The sequence below is a fragment of the Microbacterium sp. AR7-10 genome, from assembly GCF_001878835.1.
Taxonomy (GTDB): Bacteria; Actinomycetota; Actinomycetes; order Actinomycetales; family Microbacteriaceae; genus Microbacterium; species Microbacterium commune.
Genome location: NZ_MJIR01000080.1, coordinates 56861 through 76750 on the forward strand (window position 1 = coordinate 56861; position 19890 = coordinate 76750).

17 protein-coding genes and 1 tRNA gene are annotated in these 19890 nt (G+C 69.6%); 2 read left to right on the top strand and 16 right to left on the bottom strand.

Annotated elements, in window-relative coordinates:
* Window positions 1-28 precede the first annotated feature (28 nt).
* The gene (polA, locus tag BFN01_RS11365; RefSeq protein ID WP_071644464.1) at window positions 29-2662 is read right to left on the bottom strand and encodes a DNA polymerase I; all 2634 of its coding nucleotides are present in this window, start codon (window positions 2660-2662) and stop codon (window positions 29-31) included.
* A 63-nt stretch (window positions 2663-2725) separates the two neighbouring features.
* On the opposite strand from polA, the gene BFN01_RS11370 reads away from it, so the two are divergent.
* The gene (locus tag BFN01_RS11370) at window positions 2726-3130 is read left to right on the top strand and encodes a hotdog fold thioesterase (protein WP_071644489.1); all 405 of its coding nucleotides are present in this window, start codon (window positions 2726-2728) and stop codon (window positions 3128-3130) included.
* Window positions 3131-3206: 76 nt separating this feature from the next.
* Here the strand turns inward: BFN01_RS11370 and BFN01_RS11375 are convergent, their stop codons facing one another.
* Window positions 3207-3824 carry an ANTAR domain-containing response regulator gene (locus BFN01_RS11375; RefSeq protein ID WP_071644465.1) on the bottom strand — a complete coding sequence of 206 codons (618 nt, stop codon included), beginning with the start codon at window positions 3822-3824 and terminating at the stop codon, window positions 3207-3209.
* A gap of 92 nt (window positions 3825-3916) precedes the next feature.
* Between BFN01_RS11375 and BFN01_RS11380 the strand changes: the two genes are divergently transcribed.
* Window positions 3917-3999: transfer RNA gene (locus tag BFN01_RS11380), tRNA-Leu, on the top strand.
* 41 nt (window positions 4000-4040) lie between these two features.
* Here the strand turns inward: BFN01_RS11380 and BFN01_RS11385 are convergent.
* From BFN01_RS11385 to hisG, 14 genes are all read right to left on the bottom strand, one after another.
* Window positions 4041-4706, bottom strand: a complete 666-nt coding sequence (locus BFN01_RS11385) for a triacylglycerol lipase (RefSeq protein WP_071644466.1) — start codon at window positions 4704-4706, stop codon at window positions 4041-4043.
* On the bottom strand, window positions 4703-5482 hold the full coding sequence (locus BFN01_RS11390; protein ID WP_083428786.1) for an alpha/beta fold hydrolase: 780 nt from the start codon (window positions 5480-5482) through the stop codon (window positions 4703-4705). The genes BFN01_RS11385 and BFN01_RS11390 overlap by 4 nt, the downstream gene beginning before the upstream one ends.
* 81 nt (window positions 5483-5563) lie before the next feature.
* Window positions 5564-7012: a pyruvate kinase gene (pyk, locus tag BFN01_RS11395; protein ID WP_071644491.1), complete on the bottom strand. Its 1449-nt coding sequence runs from the start codon at window positions 7010-7012 to the stop codon at window positions 5564-5566.
* A 56-nt stretch (window positions 7013-7068) separates the two neighbouring features.
* Window positions 7069-8535 carry a glutamate synthase subunit beta gene (locus BFN01_RS11400; RefSeq protein WP_071644467.1) on the bottom strand — a complete coding sequence of 489 codons (1467 nt, stop codon included), beginning with the start codon at window positions 8533-8535 and terminating at the stop codon, window positions 7069-7071.
* Entirely contained in the window at window positions 8528-13093 is a 4566-nt protein-coding gene (gene gltB, locus BFN01_RS11405; RefSeq protein WP_071644468.1) for a glutamate synthase large subunit, read from the bottom strand. Before gltB ends, BFN01_RS11400 begins: the two co-directional genes overlap by 8 nt.
* Before the next feature lie 131 nt (window positions 13094-13224).
* The gene (gene lgt / locus BFN01_RS11410) at window positions 13225-14196 is read right to left on the bottom strand and encodes a prolipoprotein diacylglyceryl transferase (RefSeq protein ID WP_071644469.1); all 972 of its coding nucleotides are present in this window, start codon (window positions 14194-14196) and stop codon (window positions 13225-13227) included.
* Window positions 14197-14206: 10 nt separating this feature from the next.
* A complete protein-coding gene (trpA, locus tag BFN01_RS11415; RefSeq protein WP_071644470.1) occupies window positions 14207-14998 on the bottom strand; it encodes a tryptophan synthase subunit alpha in 792 nt (263 codons plus the stop codon).
* Window positions 14995-16221 carry a tryptophan synthase subunit beta gene (trpB, locus tag BFN01_RS11420; protein WP_071644471.1) on the bottom strand — a complete coding sequence of 409 codons (1227 nt, stop codon included), beginning with the start codon at window positions 16219-16221 and terminating at the stop codon, window positions 14995-14997. Before trpB ends, trpA begins: the two co-directional genes overlap by 4 nt.
* Window positions 16218-17060, bottom strand: a complete 843-nt coding sequence (trpC, locus tag BFN01_RS11425; RefSeq protein ID WP_083428787.1) for an indole-3-glycerol phosphate synthase TrpC — start codon at window positions 17058-17060, stop codon at window positions 16218-16220. Before trpC ends, trpB begins: the two co-directional genes overlap by 4 nt.
* Entirely contained in the window at window positions 17060-17290 is a 231-nt protein-coding gene (locus tag BFN01_RS11430; RefSeq protein ID WP_071644472.1) for an HGxxPAAW family protein, read from the bottom strand. The genes trpC and BFN01_RS11430 overlap by 1 nt, the downstream gene beginning before the upstream one ends.
* A 34-nt stretch (window positions 17291-17324) precedes the next feature.
* The gene (locus BFN01_RS11435; RefSeq protein WP_071644473.1) at window positions 17325-17918 is read right to left on the bottom strand and encodes a Trp biosynthesis-associated membrane protein; all 594 of its coding nucleotides are present in this window, start codon (window positions 17916-17918) and stop codon (window positions 17325-17327) included.
* On the bottom strand, window positions 17918-18271 hold the full coding sequence (hisI, locus tag BFN01_RS11440; RefSeq protein ID WP_071644474.1) for a phosphoribosyl-AMP cyclohydrolase: 354 nt from the start codon (window positions 18269-18271) through the stop codon (window positions 17918-17920). The genes BFN01_RS11435 and hisI overlap by 1 nt, the downstream gene beginning before the upstream one ends.
* Window positions 18268-19029: an imidazole glycerol phosphate synthase subunit HisF gene (gene hisF / locus BFN01_RS11445; RefSeq protein WP_071644475.1), complete on the bottom strand. Its 762-nt coding sequence runs from the start codon at window positions 19027-19029 to the stop codon at window positions 18268-18270. The genes hisI and hisF overlap by 4 nt, the downstream gene beginning before the upstream one ends.
* Window positions 19029-19871, bottom strand: a complete 843-nt coding sequence (hisG, locus tag BFN01_RS11450; RefSeq protein ID WP_071644476.1) for an ATP phosphoribosyltransferase — start codon at window positions 19869-19871, stop codon at window positions 19029-19031. Before hisG ends, hisF begins: the two co-directional genes overlap by 1 nt.
* Window positions 19872-19890 lie beyond the last annotated feature (19 nt).

Genomic DNA, 19890 nt, shown 5'->3' on the forward strand with positions numbered 1-19890 from the left:
CTAGCCTCGCGCCCCTCCGCGCCGGGGATCAGTGCGCGGCTTCGTTCCAGTCGCGCCCGCGGCCCACCTGCACGTCCAGCGGCACGGTGAGCTCGGCAGCACCGGCCATGCGATCGCGGACGATGCCCTCGACCTCGTCCCACTCCCCCGCGGAGACCTCGACGACGAGCTCGTCGTGGATCTGCAGCAGGGCGCGCGAGGTGAGCCCCCGCTCGCGCAGGTCTGCGTGGATGCGGTTCAACGCGATCTTCATGATGTCGGCGGCGCTGCCCTGGATGGGCGCGTTCAGCGCCGCCCGCTCCGCGTTCTCACGCAGCACACGATTGGGGCTCGCGAGGTCGGGGAACGGACGCCGTCTACCGAAGATCGTCTCGGTGTAGCCGTCTTCCTTCGCCTGCATCACGGACGCCCGCAGGTAATCGCGCACGGCTCCGAAGCGGGCGAAGTACTCCAGCATCAGCTGCTTCGCCTCCGACTGCTCGATGCGCAGCTGCTTCGACAGGCCGAACGCGCTGAGCCCGTAGACGAGACCGTACGACATGGCCTTGACCTTCGTGCGCATGGCCGAGGTCACCTCCTCGGGCTCGACCCCGAACACCCGCGCCCCCACGAAACGGTGCAGATCCTCACCCGAGTTGAACGCCTCGATGAGACCAGGGTCGCCCGACAGGTGCGCCATGATGCGCATCTCGATCTGGGAGTAGTCGGCGGTCAGCAGCGCCTCGTACCCCTCGCCGACCTGGAATGCGCTGCGGATGCGGCGCGACTCCTCGGTGCGGACGGGGATGTTCTGCAGGTTCGGGTCGGTGCTCGACAGGCGGCCGGTCTGGCTTCCGGTCTGCACATAGGTGGTGTGGATGCGGTGATCGTCGCCGATCGCCGCATCGAGCGACTCGATGATCTGGCGCAGCTTGGTCGCCTCCCGATGCTGCAGCAGCAGCGCGAGGAAGGGATGCGGGTGGGTGTCCTGCAGGTCGGCCAGCACCGCGGCATCCGTCGAGTACCCCGTCTTGGTCTTCCGGGTCTTCGGCAGCTGCAGGTCTTCGAACAGCACCTCCTGGAGCTGCTTGGGCGAGCCGAGGTTGAACTCCCGCCCGACGAGAGCGAACGCCTCGGCGGCGAGCACGTCGGTGCGCGCGAGCAGCTCGCCCGAGAAGGTGGAGAGGACGTCGTGCGATACCGCCACCCCCGCCGATTCCATGTCGGCCAGGGCGATGACCGCGGGCAGCTCGATGTCGCCGAGCACGGCTGCGACCGACGCGGGCATCGCCTCACGGATGGCGGCGGCGGTGCGCAGCGTGAACCACGCCTCCTGTGAGGGAGTCGCACCGTCGGTCTCCGGGACCAGCTGTGTGGGGTCGGCTTCGGGGAGCTTCTCGTCGAGGTACCGGCCGACGAGGTGCGCGAGCGTCTTGTCGGGGAAGCTCGGCCGCATCAGCCAGCCGGCCAGCAGGGTGTCGTGAGCGAGTCCGCCCAGCCGGATGCCGTCGCGCAGCAGCGCCTTGACCTGCGGTTTGGCGTCGTTGAGCACCTTGGGCGCATCGGACTCGAGCCACGCGGTGAGCGCGTGCGCCGTCTCCGGGCCCCAGCTGCACTCGCGCAGCTCGGTCTCGGTCGCCGCGCCGACTCGCGTGATGGCTCCGCCGACGAGAGTGAGCAGCAGACCGACCTCGCCCTGCTGCTCCCCCAGCCATGCGGCGAGTTCGGCCGCGGACGATTCGACGGGCTCCGGCACCGCGACGGCCGGCTCGTCGTGTGCCGGCTCGTCGGGCGCGCCCACCGCTTCGAAGACGCGGGGCAGGAGTGTGCGGAACTCGAGGCGGGCGAAGATGTCGCGTACCCCCTGCGCGTCGATGGGCCTGACGATCAGCTCAGCCGGGGTGACGGGCAGCTCGACATCGTTCAGCAGGCGGTTGAGCCTGCGGTTGCGGCGCACATCCTCGATGTGCTCGCGCAGGTTGCCGCCGACGACGCCCTTGATCTCGCCGGCGCGCGCGAGCAGCTCGTCGAGGCTGCCGAACTGGGTGAGCCACTTCACCGCGGTCTTCTCGCCGACCTTCGGAACGCCGGGCAGGTTGTCGCTCGTCTCGCCGACGAGGGCGGCGATGTCGGGATACTGCTCCGGTCGCACCCCGTAGCGCTCCTGCACGGTGACCGGGTCGTAGCGCTTGAGCTGCGACACCCCCTGCACCGAGGGGTACAGCAGCGTGACGTCGTCGTTCACGAGCTGGATGGTGTCGCGGTCGCCCGAGACCACCAGCACGTCGTACCCCTGCTCCGACCCCTGCTTCGCGAGAGTGGCGAGGATGTCGTCGGCCTCGATCCCCTCCTGCGTCAGCACCGGGATGGACATCGCCGCCAGGCAGTCCTGCAGCAGCGGGATCTGGCCCTTGAACTCCCCCGGGGTCTCGGACCGGGTCGCCTTGTACTCGGGGTACTCCTCGGTGCGGAACGAGTGACGTGACGTGTCGAACGCGATCGCCATGTGCGTCGGCTTCTCCGCCTTGATCAGGTTCACGAGCATCGACAGGAAGCCGTAGATGGCGTTCGTGTGCTGGTTGTCCCTGGTGGTGAAGTTCTCGACCGGGAGGGCGAAGAAGGCCCGGTAGGCGAGCGAGTGGCCGTCGACGACCATGAGGGTAGGCTTTGCGGAGTCCGTCACCCTGCAAGCCTAACGAGGGCGACGGACACGTGCTGAGGAGGAGCATTGAGCGAGCAGACCGAGATGACCGGGCTGGAGTGGGCCACGCACCGCGGCATGGGCGCGCTGGCCGAGAAGATGGGCATCGAGTTCACCGAGTTCACCGTCGAGCGCGCGGTCGCGACGATGCCGGTCGAGGGCAACACGCAGCCGGTCGGCCTGCTGCACGGCGGCGCCTATGTCGTGCTGGGCGAGTCGCTCGGGTCGATGGCGGCGAACCTGCACGCCGGACCCGGCCGTCTCGCGGTCGGCATCGACATCAACGCGACCCACACGCGCTCGGCGACCTCGGGCTTCGTGACGGGCGTCTGCACACCCGTGCACCTCGGGCGCACCATGACCGTGCACGACATCGCCGTCTCCGACGAGCAGGGTCGGCGCTGCTCCACCATCCGCATCACGAACCTGATCAAGACCGTCGACGCCTGACGGAGAACGCGAAACGGCCCCCGGCGTGACGTCGGGGGCCGTCTCACTGTCCGAGTCGATGCGACTCGGACCGAAGTCATTTCTTGGGAGCGAGCTGCTCGATGATCGCCTTCGCGACGTCCTGCATCGTGAGGCGACGGTCCATCGACGCCTTCTGGATCCAGCGGAACGCCTCAGGCTCGCTCAGGCCCATCTTCTCGTTCAGCAGACCCTTGGCGCGGTCCACGAGCTTGCGGGTCTCGAAGCGCTCGACCATGTCGGCGACCTCGGCCTCGAGCGTGATGATCTGCTCGTGGCGGGCCAGAGCGATCTCGATCGCGGGCAGCAGGTCGTTCGGGGTGAAGGGCTTGACGACGTAGGCCAGGGCCCCGGCCTCGCTGGCGCGCTCGACGAGCTCCTTCTGGCTGAACGCCGTGAGCAGCACGACGGGGGCGATGTTCGCCTTGTGCAGCTTCTCGGCGGCGCTGATGCCGTCGAGCTGGGGCATCTTGACGTCCATGACCACGAGGTCGGGTCGAAGCTCGGTGGCCAGCTGCACGGCGGTCTCGCCGTCGCCGGCTTCGCCGACGACATCAAATCCGTTGTCGCGCAGGATCTCGACGATGTCGAGGCGGATCAGCGACTCATCCTCAGCGACGACGACGCGACGCGGGGCGGATGCCGTGGGCTGCTCGGGCTGCTCTTGCTCAGTCACCCGTCCATCCTAGTCGAAGCCCGCCCGCGTCGGCGGAAACCGCGTACGGACGACCTGTGCGGCTGCGCTACAGTCGAATGCGCGGTGTGCCGGCCGGCGTGGCGGAATGGCAGACGCGGAGCACTCAAAATGCTCTGTCCGAGAGGGCGTGTGGGTTCGAGTCCCACCGCCGGCACATGCGCAGAGGGCCGTCCCGGAGGGACGGCCCTCTGCGCATCACGAAGACAGGGCCGCGAGCTCGGCCATCACCCGAGGATGGGCGAGCACGCGGAAGTGGCCTCCCGTGTCGAGGGGAACGTTCTTCGCGCCGGGCAGCTCGCTGCCCTCGGGGATGTGCGGATCGAACCGCGAGTAGATCGACACGATCCGCGCGTCCGCGTCGCGCTGGGCGGCGAGGGCGGCGATCGACGGATGCCGCGGCGACAGCGCGCGCAGACTGCGGGTCAGCATCATCCTGGCGTAGCGAGATCCGCCGAACGGGGTCGCGACGGCGAGCATGCCGCGCACCCTCGACGCCTCGCGGCCCAGCATCACCAGCTTGCCCGCGAGACCGCCCTTGCTGTGCGCCAGCAGCACCACGTCGTGCAGGTCGTGCTCGGCGAGATAGGTGCTCACCCGGTCGGCCATCTCGGCTATCGGGCTCAGGTTGCGCTCGAGCGGTTCGATGACGTGCACCGGATGCCCGTCACGGTGCGCCCGCTCGATCAGCGGCCGCATGAAACGCCAGCTCTCGTAGATGCCGGGAAGCACGACGATCGGCACTCCGGTGCCCCGGGAGTACGCCTCGGCCCTGTCCCGGTCGCCGAAGGCGCGAATCTGCCATGCCGCCGCGTAGGCGTAGTCCTGCGCCCACCAGATGGCTCTGCGCAGCAGGCCGCTCACCCGGCGTCGCCGTCCCGCACCCCGGCCGCGAGGTGCGCGGAGCAGAAGTGCTCGATGGCGGATGCCACGGCGCCGGGAGCGGTGTGCTGCGCATTGTGGGCGTGGTCGGGGATCTCCACCAGTTCCGCGGTCCGCGCCGCCGCGCGCAGATGCCGGCACCAGCTCAGCGAGGCGATCGGGTCGCGGGAGCCGCGCATGATGAGCACGGGCACGTTCAGCTGCCCGATCCGATCCTCGATGCGGTAGTCCAGCAGGTGCCTCAGCTGCGCCAGATACCAGAACGGACCGCACCGCAGGTAGTCGCCGAACACCAGGGCGTTCGCGCCCGGTGGCTCCCGCACCGTGTCCAGCGCCAGCAGCCGGGCCTGCTGCAGAACGGTGCGGCGACGCTCGTCCGCCACGGGGCCGATCAGCATCACCGCCAGGAGGAGATCAGGACGACGAGCGGCGAGCTCGACGACCCACTGCGTCCCCATCGATTGGCCGACGAGCACGACGGGCCCGGGCGCGATCTCGTCGAGCACGGCGCCGAGGGCATCCGCCATCTCCCCGACATCGACGTCGTGTCCTGGCTTCGGCAGACCGCCGAAACCGGGCAGGTCGACGGAGATCACCCTCCCGTGCGCCGTCAGGGCACGGTGCAGCCGCTCGAGGTAGCGGTGCGACATGCCGATCCCGTGCACCAGCACGAACGTCGTCGCCGCGGTGCCCCCAGACGCGACCGTGCGCACGCGCAGCGACCCGATGCGATGCGTCTGCTGCGTCTCCGGCGTCATCCCAGCACCGTATCGCGTCTCACGCGCACAAGCGCCGAGGGGCGGACCCGTCGGGCCCGCCCCTCGGCGCTGGAATGCTGCTCAGACTCCGGTCTTGTAGACGGGAGCCGCACCGCCCACGGCATCCCCGACCTTGTGGACGCGGATGTCGTTGGTCGAGCCGATGATCCCGGGAGGCGATCCGGAGATCACGACGATCTGATCGCCCTCCTTCGCCAGGCCGCTGCCGAGCAGGTACTCGTCCGCCTGGCGGTACATCGAGTCGGTGTGCTGCACCATCTCCACCAGCGTCGACTGGATGCCCCAGGTCATGGCCATGCGGCGGCGGATGCCCGGCTCCGGAGTGAACGCCATCATGGGGATGCGGGGCCGCAGACGCGACAGACGGCGGGCCGAGTCACCCGACTGGGTGAAGACGCACAGGTACTTCGCGCCGACGAACTCGGCCACCTCGAGCGCGGCGAGCGTGATCGCGCCGCCCTGGGTGCGGGGCTTCGTGTTCAGCGGCGAGATGCGCTCGAGCCCGTGCTCCTCGGTCGACTCGATGATCCGCGCCATGGTCTCGACCACGACGATCGGGTAATCGCCCACGCTCGTCTCGCCCGAGAGCATGACGGCGTCGGCCCCGTCGAGGACGGCGTTCGCGACGTCGGAGGTCTCGGCGCGGGTCGGCACAGGGCTCGAGATCATCGACTCGAGCATCTGCGTCGCGACGATGACCGGCTTCGCGTTGCGGCGGGCGAGCTCGACAGCGCGCTTCTGCACGATCGGAACAGCCTCGAGGGGCAGTTCGACGCCGAGGTCGCCACGAGCGACCATGATCCCGTCGAACGCGTCGACGATCTCCTCGAGGGCGTCGACCGCCTGCGGCTTCTCGATCTTCGCGATGACCGGGATGCGGACACCCTCTTCGGCCATGATCTCGTGCACGCGCTCGACGTCCGTGGCGTTGCGCACGAACGACAGGGCGATGACGTCGGCGCCGATGCGCAGGCCCCACCGCAGGTCGTCCTCGTCCTTCTCGCTCAGGGCGGGGACGTTGACCGCGACACCGGGCAGGTTGATGCCCTTGTTGTTCGAGACGGCGCCGGCGACGATGACCTTCGTGGTGACGACGGTGCCGTCGGTCTCGACGACCTCCACGCGCACCTTGCCGTCGTCGATCAGCAGGAAGTCGCCCGGCTTGACGTCGTTGGGCAGTCCCTTGAACGTCGTACCGCAGATCTCGCGGTTGCCGATGATGTCCTCGGTGGTGATCTTGAAGATGTCACCGACCTCGAGCTCGTACGGACCGTCCTCGAAGCGGCCGAGCCGGATCTTCGGCCCCTGGAGGTCGACGAGGATGGCGACGGCACGACCCGAGTCCTCGGCCGCCCGACGGACGTTCGAGTAGTTCGCCTCGTGCACCGAGTAGTCCCCGTGGCTGAGGTTCAGGCGGGCGACGTCCACACCGGCGTCGATAAGGGCACGGACCTTCTCATAGGTCGAGGTTGCAGGGCCGAGTGTGGCGACGATCTTCGCGCGTCTCAACATCATCTCCAGGGTAAGAGGACAGAAATCAACATGGCGACGTTGCCGCGCTCAGCCTACGCGGGCTGAACGCTGAACGCGACATCTGTGACCGCGACCGGGGCGGGCAGCACCGTGGCACCCATCAGGTGCCTGTCGATCGCCGCGGCCGCCGAGCGGCCTTCGGCGATCGCCCACACGATGAGGGACTGCCCGCGTCCAGCGTCGCCGGCCACGAACACGCCGGGCACGGCGGTGGCGTACTCGCCGTCGCGCTGCAGGTTGCCGCGGTCGGTCACCACCGGCACGGTGTCTCCGCCGTACGACGCCGTCTCGGGGCCGGTGAACCCCATGGCGATGAGCACGAGCTCGGCCGGGATCTCCCGCTCGGTGCCGCCGCGCGGCACGCGCCGGCCGTCCACGTACTCGGTCTCCGCGACGCGCACGGCACGCACGCGCCCCTCCGAGTCGCCCAGGAACTCCACGGTGGAGGCCAGGTACGTGCGCTCACCGCCCTCCTCGTGCGCGGACTGCACCTCGAACAGTGTGGGCATGGTCGGCCACGGCTGGTCTTCGGATCGCACCGTTGCGGGCTGCTTTCCGATCGCGAGGTTGGTCACGCTGCGCGCGCCGTGACGGTGCGCGGTTCCGATGCAGTCGGCGCCGGTGTCACCGCCGCCGATCACGACGACATGCTTGCCGGCCGCGGTGATCTGACCGGCGACCTCGTCACCCGCACCGACGCGGTTCGACGGCACGAGATAGTCCATCGCGAAGTGCACGCCGTCGAGGTCGCGACCGGGGATGGGCAGGTCGCGCGGCACCGTGGCCCCCGTGGCGATCAGCACCGCGTCGTAGCGGCCGCGCAGCTCGTCCCACGACAGATCCCGCCCGATCTCCACGCCGGGGCGGAAGCGGGTGCCCTCCTCCTGCATCTGCTGCAGGCGCGCGTCGAGGTGGCGCTTCTCCATCTTGAAGTCCGGGATGCCGTAGCGCAGCAGCCCGCCGATCCGGTCATCCCGCTCGAACACGACCACCGTGTGCCCGGCGCGGGTGAGCTGCTGGGCCGCGGCGAGACCGGCGGGTCCCGACCCGACCACCGCGACCGTGCGGCCGGTGAGACGCTGCGGCGGCTGCGGCTCGACCCACCCGTTCTCGAACGCCTCGTCGATGATCGAGACCTCGATCTGCTTGATCGTGACCGCCGGCTGGTTGATGCCGAGCACGCACGCGCTCTCGCACGGCGCCGGGCACAGCCTGCCGGTGAACTCGGGGAAGTTGTTCGTCGCGTGCAGCCGCTCGATCGCCGCGCGGTCGGCGCCGCGCCAGGTCAGGTCGTTCCACTCCGGGATGAGGTTGCCCAGCGGGCATCCGGAGTGGCAGAACGGCACACCGCAGTCCATGCACCTGCTCGCCTGACGCTTCAGAACGGCCCGGTCGCCCGGCTCGTAGACCTCTTTCCAGTCCATGATCCGCACCGGCACCGGCCGCCGGGGCGGCAGCTCGCGTTCGGTCGTCTTCAGAAAGCCCTTGGGGTCAGCCACCGGTCACCTCCAGGATCCGGTCCCAGACGACATCGCCGTCGGGGTCGATCCCCGCGGCCTCCGCCTCCTGGCGCATGGTGCGCACAGCCGCGTAATCCCGCGGCAGCACCTTCGTGAATTCGTTGATGACGCTCTCGAAGTCGTCCAGGAGAGCGGATGCCAGCGGTGAGGCCGTCCGCTCGACGTGCTCGACGAGCAGCTCGCGCAGCACCTCCGCATCGTCGCGCTCGAGCGCCGTGAGCAGCAGCTCGCCGCTCTGCAGCGCCTGGCTGTTCACCCGCGCCTCGCTGAGCCCGCGCACATACGCGACCCCGCCGGACATCCCGGCGCCGAGGTTGCGGCCGGTGTCGCCGAGGATGACCGCGACGCCGCCCGTCATGTACTCCAGAGCGTGATCCCCGACGCCTTCGACGACCGCGGTCGCCCCGGAGTTGCGGACCAGGAACCGCTCCCCCACCACCCCGGAGATGTACATGCTGCCGCTGGTCGCCCCGTAGCCGATCACGTTGCCCGCGATCACGTTGCGATGCGGCTCGAACCGGGCATCCCGGGCCGGACGGATGGTGACGTCTCCGCCCGAGAGGCCCTTGCCGACGTAGTCGTTCGCGTCGCCCTCGAGTCGCAGCACGATGCCCGGCGGCAGGAACGCGCCGAGGGATTGTCCCGCGGTGCCGTGCAGGGTGATGTCGATCGTTCCGCGCGGAAGCCCCGCCGCCCCGTGCCGGGCCGTCACGTGATGGCCGAGCATCGTGCCGACGGCGCGCTCGGTGTTGCGGATCGGCAGCTCGATGACGACCGGCAGCGCGCTGTCGATGGCTTCGGTCGCATGCGCCAGCAGCGCCGCGTCGAAGTGCTTCTCGAGCTCGTGATCCTGCGCCCGAGCGCTGCGCCTGGGCTCCCCGGCGGGGAACGCCGGACCCTCGAGGATCGGCGCGAGATCGAGGCCCTCCGTCTTCCAGTGCCGCACCGCGGGATCGGTGCGCAGCAGGTCGTGCCGGCCGATGATCTCGTCGATCGAGCGGAATCCGAGCGCGGCGAGCAGCTCGCGCACCTCCTCGGCGATGAACTCCATGAAGTTGATCACGAACTCCGGCTTGCCGGTGAAGCGCTGCCGCAGCACCGGGTTCTGCGTCGCCACGCCCACCGGGCAGGTGTCGAGGTGGCACACCCGCATCAGGATGCAGCCGCTGACGACCAGCGGCGCGGTGGCGAAGCCGAACTCCTCCGCGCCCAGCAGCGCGCCGATGATCACGTCGCGTCCGGTCTTCAGCTGCCCGTCGACCTGCACCACCACGCGGTCGCGCATGCCGTTGAGCATGAGAGTCTGCTGCACCTCGGCGAGGCCCAGCTCCCACGGCGTGCCGGCATGCTTCAGCGAGTTCAGCGGGCTCGCACCCGTGCCGCCGTCGTGTCCCGAGACGAGCACGACGTCGCTGAGCGCCTTCGCGACGCCGGCCGCGACCGCGCCGATGCCCGACTGGCTCACCAGCTTGGTGTGGATCCGCGCCGTCGGGTTGGCGCGCTTCAGGTCGAAGATCAGCTGCTTGAGGTCTTCGATCGAGTAGATGTCGTGGTGCGGCGGCGGGGAGATCAGCCCGACACCCGGGGTGGCGTGCCGTGTGCGAGCCACCCACGGGTAGACCTTCTGCGGCGGCAGCTGCCCGCCCTCTCCGGGCTTGGCGCCCTGGGCGAGCTTGATCTGCAGGTCGTCGGCCTCGGTGAGGTACTGACTCGTCACGCCGAATCGGCCGGATGCGACCTGCTTGATCGCGCTGCGGCGCTCGGGGTCGGTGAGACGCTCCGGGTCCTCACCGCCCTCGCCCGTGTTCGACTTCGCGCCGAGGCGGTTCATCGCGATCGCGAGGGTCTCGTGCGCCTCCTGCGAGATCGACCCGTAGCTCATTGCTCCGGTCGAGAACCGCTTCACGATCGCGCTCACCGGCTCGACCTCGTCGAGGGGCACCGGCGGCCGCTCGCCGGTGCGCAGCTCGAACAGTCCGCGCAGCGTCTTCAGCTCGCGAGCCTGGTCGTCGACCAGACGGGTGTACTCGCGGAAGATGTCGTAGCGGCGGGTGCGGGTGGCGTGCTGCAGCCGGAACACCGTCTCGGGGTTGAACAGGTGCGGCGAGCCGTCTCGCCGCCACTGGTACTCGCCGCCCGTCCAGAGACGCTCGTGCGCCCGCGGTGCGGCGTCCTGCGGGTAGGCGTAGTCGTGCCGCCTCTGGTTCTCGGCGAAGACGTCGGCGATGCCGATGCCGCCGAGCTTCGTCTCGGTGCCCGTGAAGTAGCGGTCGACGAACTCCTGGCTGAGGCCGATCGCCTCGAACACCTGCGCTCCCGCGTAGGACGAGACGGTGGAGATACCCATCTTCGACATGATCTTCAGCACGCCCTTGCCCAGCGCGTGGATGAGGTTGTGCACGGCCTCGTCGGGTGTGATCCCCGTGATGAACCCGGTGCGCACGAGATGCTCCACCGTCTCCATGGCGAGATAGGGGTTCACCGCCGCGGCGCCGTAGCCGATCAGCGCGGCGACGTGGTGCACCTCGCGCACATCCCCGGCCTCCACGATCAGGCCGACGCGCATGCGCGTCTCACGGCGGATCAGGTGGTGGTGCACGGCCGAGACCATCAGCAGCGACGGGATCGGCACGCGGTCCTTGTCGGAGTCCCGGTCGGAGAGGATCAGGAACTCCGCGCCGCGCTCGATCGCCGCGTCGGCTTCGGCGCACATGGCCTCGAGCCGCTCGGGCAGCGACTGCGGGCCCGCATCGAAGTGGTAGAGGCCGGAGATGGTCGCGCTGCGCCGGCCGGGCAGCGCGCGGTCGACGTGCTTGATCTTCGCGAGCTCGTCGTTGTCGATGACCGGGAAGTCGAGGCTCACCGTGCGCGCGTGCTCCGGACCCCACTCCAGGAGGTTGAGCTGCGGTCCGAGGCCGAGCCGCAGACTGGTCACGACCTCTTCGCGGATCGCATCGAGCGGCGGGTTGGTCACCTGCGCGAACTGCTGCACGAAGTAGTCGAACAGCAGGCGCGGCCGGTCGCTGAGCACCGCGATCGGCGTGTCGCTGCCCATCGCGCCGAGCGGCTCGGCGCCGGTCTGCCCCATCGGGGTGAGCAGCACCCGCACCTCCTCCTCGGTATAGCCGAAGGTGCGCTGGCGGCGGGTGATGGATGCGGCGGGATGCACGATGTGCTCGCGCTCCGGGAGGTCCGCGAGTCGCACAGCACCGGCATCCAGCCAGTCCTGCCACGGATGCAGTGCCGCGAGCTCGCTCTTGACCTCCGCGTCCTCGATGATGCGGCGCTGCGCGGTGTCGACGAGGAACAGGTGACCGGGACGCAGCCGTCCGCGCCGCTTGATCCGCTCGGGCTCGAACTCGAGCACCCCGGTCTCGCTGCCGATGACGACCAGTCCGTCGACCGTCTCCGTCCACCGTCCGGGGCGCAGACCGTTGCGGTCGAGGGTCGCTCCCACCTGGCTGCCGTCGGTGAAGATGAGGGCGGCCGGACCGTCCCAGGGCTCCATCTGGATGTCGTGGAACTCGTAGAAGGCGCGCAGATCCGGCGCGATGTCGGACTGCTTCTCCCACGCCTCCGGCACCATCATCATGATCGCGTGCGGCAGGCTGCGCCCGGTGAGGGTCAGCAGCTCGAGCACCTCGTCGAAGGACGCGGAGTCGCTCGCGCTGTCGCTGCAGATCGGCAGGAGCGGACGGATGTCGCCCAGCAGATCGGAGTGCAGCTGCGACTGTCGCGCGCGCATCCAGTTGCGGTTGCCGCCGACCGTGTTGATCTCGCCGTTGTGCGCCAGCATGCGCAGCGGCTGCGCGAGCGGCCACGACGGGAACGTGTTCGTCGAATAGCGGGAGTGCACGACCGCGAGCTCGGAGGCGAAGCGCTCATCCTGCAGATCGGGGTAGAACGGCTCCAGCTGCAGGGTGGTCAGCATGCCCTTGTAGCCGAGCGTGCGGCACGACAGCGAGACGAAGTAGGCGCCGAGCTCGTGCTCGGCGCGCTTGCGCAGCCGGTAGGCGAACCGGTCGAGGGTCAGCGGCGAGCCGCCGCGGGCGCCGGGAATGCTGATGAAGAGCTGCTCGAAGGCCGGGCGGGCTTCGTCGGCGAGCTGGCCGAGGTGCTCATTCGCGGTGGGAACGACTCGCCACCCGAGCACGTCCAGCCCCTCGGCGGCGGCGATGCGCTCGATGCCGGCCTTCTGCTCACGGCGGGCGCTCGACTCCCGGGGGAGGAACGCGAGGCCTGCGGCGTACTCGCCTGCAGGGGGGAGATCGAAGGAGACGACCTCTCGGAGGAACGCATCCGGCATCTGGGTGAGGATGCCGGCGCCATCGCCGGTGCCGGCATCGGAGCCGATCGCACCGCGGTGTTCCAGGTTGCGCAGCGCCTCGAGCGCCAGCGCGATGATGTCATGGCCGGGTTCCCCGCGGAGCGTCGCGACCATGGCCAGGCCGCAGGCATCCTTCTCGTGGGCGGGGTTGTACAGACCCTGCTTCGGGGGGTAGGCGCCGGAGGCGCCGTAGGGAGGCTGGAAGTACACCAGTCACCGTCCTCAGATTTCAGGTGAACCCGGGGACATCATCGGCCCGTGCGTTCAGTGCGATCTCTCGCGCGGAAGGAGAGCCCGAGCGGACCCTCACGTGACGGGAGCAGTGCTTGTGGCGATGGCTCCTAGTTGGCTTCGGCCGGGACGGGAGGCTCGCTCACGTCGACGAAGTCGGAGGAATTGTCCTGTGAGTCTACATCGGCGATCTCGGGTTCCCGACCGCGCACGTAGGGCGACGGCTCGACACCCGGGTGGCGACGGGTCTGCACGATGAGGATGACGATGCCGACGAGCACGCCGAGGATCGCAGCCCAGACGTTGCTGCGAAGACCGAACAGCACCTCGCTCGGATCGATGCGGATCGACTCCCACACGATGCGCCCGGCGCTGTACCAGATGAGGTAGACCGCGAACAGGCGGCCCCACTGGAAGAACACCGTGCGACCGAGCCACAGCAGCACCAGCACGCCCAGACCGTTCCAGAGCACCTCGTAGAGGAAGGTGGGGTGGAACAGCGTGCCCTCGGCGAGTCCCGCGGGGAACGCCGAGTTGGTCGACTCGATCTCGAGCCCCCAGGGGACGTCGGTCGGCAGACCGAAGAGCTCGTGGTTGAACCAGTTGCCGAAACGGCCCATCGCCTGCGCGAGCAGGATGCCGGGCGCCAGAGCGTCGGCGAACGTCCAGAACCGGATGCCGGTCCAGCGGCATCCGATCCACGCGCCGACGGCGCCGCCCAGAAGCGCGCCGAAGATCGCGATGCCGCCCTCCCAGATCGCCCACACCGAGCCGTACTCGAACGGGTTCCACGGGTTCCTGCCGGGACCGAAGTAGAAGTTCGGGTGGGTGAGCACGTGGAAGATCCGCGCACCGATGATGCCGAGGGGAACGGCGACGATCGCGATGTCGATCACGACCCACTTCTCGGCGCCCCGCTTCGTGAGGCGGTGGTTGGTCAGCAGCACCGCGGCGATGATGCCCGCGATGATGCACAGCGCGTAGTAGTGGATCGTCAGCGGGCCGATCTGGAAGCTGCTCTCCGGTGGGCTCGGGATGCTCGCGGGCACGACGGAGAAGCTGCTGAAAGGCGCGAGGGGCATGAGAGAGATCCTAGTATCGCGTCGTCGGCGTACCGCCGGCGAGGGTTCTGGTGGTTTTGGCGAGGGCGTCGAGTCCGCCGTCGCGGAGCGCCTTGACGAGGGCCGTGCCGACGATGGCGCCGTCGGCGTATTCGACGACGCCGGCGATCTGATCGGCGTTCGAGATGCCGATGCCCACGCACGCGTGCACGTCACCGCGGGCCCGCATGCGCTCGACGAGAGTACGCGCCGCGCGGTCGAGCTCGGTACGCTCGCCCGTGATCCCCATGGTCGACACCGTGTACACGAAGCCGGTGGACGAGGAGAGCACCAGGTCGAGTCGCTCGTCGCTCGAGGTCGGTGCCGCGAGGAAGATCCGGTCGAGGCCGGTGCGCACGCTGGCGTCGATCCACTCCCCTGCCGACTCCGGGGTGATGTCGGGCGTGATCAGGCCCGCCCCACCCGCGGCGAGCAGGTCGTCGGCGTAGCGGTCGACGCCGTACTGCATCACGGGATTCCAGTAGGTCATCACGACCACGGGAACGTCGGTCTGGTCGGTGATCGCCTTGACCGCGGTGAAGAGATCGCGCATCCGGAACCCGTTGGCGAGCGCGTGCTGCGTCGCCTCCTGGATCACCGCGCCGTCCATCACCGGGTCGGAGTAGGGCGGGCCGAGCTCGATGATGTCCACGCCGTTGCGTGCGAGGGTGAGGGCGGCCTGGATGCTCGTGTCCAGATCCGGGTAGCCCACCGGCAGGTAGCCGATGAACGCGCCTCGTCCGGCCTCGTGCGCCTTGCGGATGGCATCCTCGACGCGACTCACTCTGCGTTCTCCTCAACGTCGCGCGCCGAGGCGTCGTACAGCTCGAAGTACCGCGCAGCCGTGTCCATGTCCTTGTCGCCACGGCCCGACAGGCAGATTGCGATGAGTCCGTCGGAGCCGAGCTCGCGGCCGATGCGCAGGGCGCCCGCCAGCGCGTGGGCGGACTCGATCGCGGGGATGATGCCCTCCGTCCTGCTGAGCAGACGCAGAGCCTGCATGGCCTCGTCGTCGGTCGCGGGGATGTACTCGGCGCGACCGATCGCGCTGAGCCACGAGTGCTCGGGACCGACCCCCGGGTAGTCCAGACCTGCGGAGATCGAGTGCGATTCCACGGTCTGGCCGTCTTCGTCCTGGAGCACGAAGGTCTTCGCGCCGTGCAGTACGCCGGGCCGCCCGCGACCGATCGATGCCGCGTGGCGGGGCGTGTCGACACCGTCGCCGGCCGCCTCGACGCCGTACAGCTTCACGTCCTGATCGTCGAGGAAGGCGTCGAACATGCCGATGGCGTTCGAGCCGCCGCCCACGCAGGCGACGACGGCGTCGGGGAGTCGACCGGCCTCGGCGAGCAGCTGCTCACGAGCCTCTTCGCCGATGATCTTCTGGAAGTCGCGCACCATGGCGGGGAACGGGTGTGGTCCCGCCGCCGTGCCGAAGATGTAGTTGGTCGTCTCCACGCTCGCCACCCAGTCGCGGTAGGCGTCGTTGATGGCATCCTTCAGCGTTCGCGAGCCCGTGGTCACAGCCACCACCTCGGCGCCGAGCAGGCGCATGCGCGCGACGTTGAGCGCCTGACGCTCGGTGTCGACCTCGCCCATGTAGATCGTGCAGTCGAGGCCGAACAGCGCGGCCGCCGTCGCGGTCGCCACGCCATGCTGACCCGCGCCCGTCTCGGCGATCACCCGGGTCTTGCCGAGCCGCCTGGTCAGCAGCGCCTGTCCGAGCACGTTGTTGATCTTGTGCGAGCCGGTGTGGTTGAGGTCCTCCCGCTTGAGGAACACGCGCGCTCCGCCGGCGTGCTCGGCGAATCGCGGCACCTCCGTGATGGGCGACGGACGTCCCGCGTAGGAGTGCAGCAGCGTCGCGAGCTCGGCGCGGAAGGCCGGGTCGGCTATCGCGTCCTCGTAGGCGGCGGCGAGCTCGTCGATCGCGGCGACGAGCGATTCGGGCATGTACCGCCCGCCGAACTCGCCGAAGAACGGCCCGTGCTGATCGCGCAGACTCACTTCGTCTCGCTCCGCTCGCTCAGTGCACCGCACTTGGTCTCCGTTCTGCCGCGCACCGGTGTGTCTCCGGCGGCGAGGAATGCGTTGAGGGTGGCGACCGGGTCGCCGGTGACCAGCGCCTCGCCGATGAGCACCACGTCGGCGCCGGCATCCCGGTACCGCGTGACGTCGGCGGGCTGCAGGACGGCGGACTCGGCGATCCGGATCGCAGAGTCGGGGATACGGTCGGAGAGCCGGGCGAACAGGTCGCGGTCCAGCTCGAGGGTGTGCAGGTTGCGGGCGTTGACTCCGATGAGGTGTGCGCCCAGATCGATCGCGACCTCGAGCTCCTCGGCGGAGTGCGTCTCGACGAGGGGCGTCATGCCGAGATCGGTGATGAGACCGTGCAGCTCGGTGAGCACGGTGCGTGACAGCCCGGCGACGATGAGCAGCACGAGATCCGCGCCCGCGGCGCGCGCCTCGAAGACCTGGTAGGGCGTGGCGACGAAGTCCTTGCGCAGAACCGGCACGGATACGCGCGCGGTGACCGCCTCGAGATCAGCGAGGCTGCCGCCGAAGCGACGCTCCTCGGTCAGCACGCTGATCGCCGACGCGCCACCCTGCTCGTAGAGCGAGGCCTGCAGCGCGGGGTCGGGGATCTCGGCGAGGGCCCCGCGAGACGGGCTGGCGCGCTTGACCTCGGCGATGATCTTCACCCGGTCCGCCGGGGCGAGCGCGTCGAGCACATCGCGGGCCGGGGTTCGCGCTGCGGCCGCACGCTCGACATCGGCGAGCGGGCGGGAGACTGCGCGACGCTCGGCATCCTCCACGGCGCCGGCCGTCAGGTCGGCGAGGACCATCAGTGCGCCTTCGGTGCGTACTTCGGGCCCTTCACACCCCAGCCGGCCTTCGCCATCGCCCAGCCGACGATCGCGCCGATCACGATGACGGCGGCGCAGACCCACACCGCGATGGGCTGGTTCAGGCAGAAGAAGACCGTACCGGCGGTGAAGCCGACGAGCATGATCACGACGGCGGTCCAGGCAGCAGGCGAGTGTCCGTGGCCGGGGTCGGCGATCGGGTTGGTCATGTTCTCCTCCGGGTGGCTAGGCGATGCTGACAGTCTACCGGGCGGAGTCCGTCGGGTCGGTGCCGTGCGACAGCTCGTCCCACGAATCGACGGCGTCCTGCGGTCCTGTTTCGCGGTGTTCGGCTTCGGACGCCGACCGGTAGCGGCGCCCACCCGACTTCCAGCCGGGCGCGGTGGCGCACACGAAGGCGGATGCCAGCAGCAGGAGCACCCAAGCCGCCAGGGCGATCGCAGGCCAGCCTGTCGGCAGGATCGCGTCGACGATGTCGTAGAGAGCGGCGTCGCCGCTGAGTCCGGTCGCCTCCGCCACCGCCTTGGCAGCCACACTGCGGGGCGGGCCGAACAGCAGCGTCGTCGTGCCCATGACCAGGATGATCGCCGCGCCCGCCGCGAGCACCGCGAAGACGTATCGCAGCGCGATGCCGGCGATGGAGAGGGCCGCCCCGAGCGCCAGCACAGCGAGCGACAGCGGTGCGAGGAGGGTGAGCGCATCGGCTCCGACGATGAGCAGCGGCTCCGCAGCATCCGATCTCTCGACGACGAGCCAGGTCTGGGTGGACGAGATGATGCCGATCGCTCCCGCGAGCAGGAACGACAGCACCGCCAGCATGCGCGCACGACGCACCATCAGACCTCCTCCTGCACCGGGGCGAAACCGAGTTCGCGCCCGTCGAAGCAGGTGCTCGTGCCCGTGTGGCAGGCGGGGCCCTGCTGATCGACCTGCAACAGGATGGTGTCCGCATCGCAGTCGAGCGCGACGCTCACCACCCGCTGGGTGTTGCCCGAGGTGTCGCCTTTGCGCCAGTACTCCTGACGCGATCGCGACCAGTACACAGCGCGGCCGCCGGTCAGCGTGCGCTGCAGCGCCTCGGCGTCCATCCACGCCAGCATGAGGACGTCCCTGGTGTCGTGCTGCTGCACGATCACCGGGGCGAGCCCGGCATCGTTCCAGGCGATCCGTGTGAGATCGGGCGACGTCATCGCACCACCACCCCGGCCTCCCGCAGCGCGTCCTTGACCTCGCCGATCGTGAGCTGCCCGCTGTGGAACACGCTCGCGGCGAGCACGGCATCCGCCCCTGCGGCGATCGCGGGGGCGAAGTCGCCCACATCTCCCGCTCCCCCGGACGCGATCACGGGAACGGCCGACACCTCGCGCATCAGGCGCACCAGCTCGAGGTCGAAGCCGTCCTTCGTGCCGTCGGCGTCGATCGAGTTGACCAGCAGCTCGCCCGCTCCGCGCTCGATCGCCTCCCGGGCCCAGTCGAGGGCGTCGAGGGTCGTCTCGGTGCGTCCGCCGTGCGTGGTGACGACGAAGCCGGAGGGCGTCGTCGCGGCGCGCTTCACGTCGAGTGAGAGCACGAGCACCTGTGCGCCGAAGCGGTCGGCGATCTCGTCGATCAGCGCCGGGCGGGCGATCGCGGCGGAGTTGACCCCGACCTTGTCCGCTCCGACGGAAAGCAGACGAGCGACATCGTCGACGCTGCGCACGCCGCCGCCGACGGTCAGCGGCACGAACACGTTCTCGGCCGTGCGCTGCACGACGTCGTACGTCGTCGCTCTGGCATCGACCGTGGCGGTGACGTCGAGGAAGGTGATCTCATCCGCGCCCTGCGCCGCGTAGTGGGCGGCGAGCTCCACCGGGTCGCCCATGTCGCGCAGGTTCTGGAAGTTCACGCCCTTCACCACGCGCCCCGCCGCGACGTCGAGGCAGGGGATGACCCGGGCCGCGAGCGTCATCAGAGCCTCGCCGCGTCGATCGCGGTGACGAGGATCGCCCGCGCGCCCAGCGCGTACAGGTCGTCCATCACCTGGTTCACGCCCTTGCGGGGCACCATCACCCGCACGGCCACCCACGCGGGGTCGCGCAGCGGCGAGATGGTCGGCGACTCGCGGCCCCCCGCGATCTCGACGGCCTGATCGACGAGGTGGGCGGGCAGGTCGTAGTCGAGCAGCACGTACTGCCGGGCGACCATCACCCCACGCAGGCGGCGCAGCAGTCGGTCGGTTCCCGGAGCGTCGCCCGGGCGGCTGATCAGCACCGCCTCGGACTGGATGATGATCGGCCCGAAGATCTCGAGGCCGGCCTGACGCAGCGTCGTGCCGGTCTCGACGACGTCCGCGATCACGTCGGCCACGCCCAGCTGCACGGCGGATTCGACCGCGCCGTCGAGAGGGACGAGCTGCGCCGTCACGCCGTTCTCGCGCAGGAAGTCGTCGACCAGGCCGGGGTAGGCGGAGGCGACGCGGACGCCCTCGAGGTCCTCGATGGTCGCGTATCTGCCGGGAGGGGCGGCGAACCGGAAGGTCGAGCGGGCGAAGCCCAGCTGCTCGATCTCCCTCGCGTCGTCCTGCCGGACGTCGCGCAGCAGATCGCGACCGGTGATGCCGACGTCGAGCGCGCCGGATGCCACGTAGGTCGCGATGTCGCGCGGGCGGAGGTAGAAGAACTCGACGCCGCTGTCGGCGTCGATGACGTGCAGGGTCTTGGGGTCACGGCGACCGGTGTATCCGGCCTCCGCCAGCATCTCGGCGGCTGTCTCGGAGAGCGAGCCCTTGTTCGGAACGGCGATGCGCAGCATGGATGTCTTTCGTCTCTGG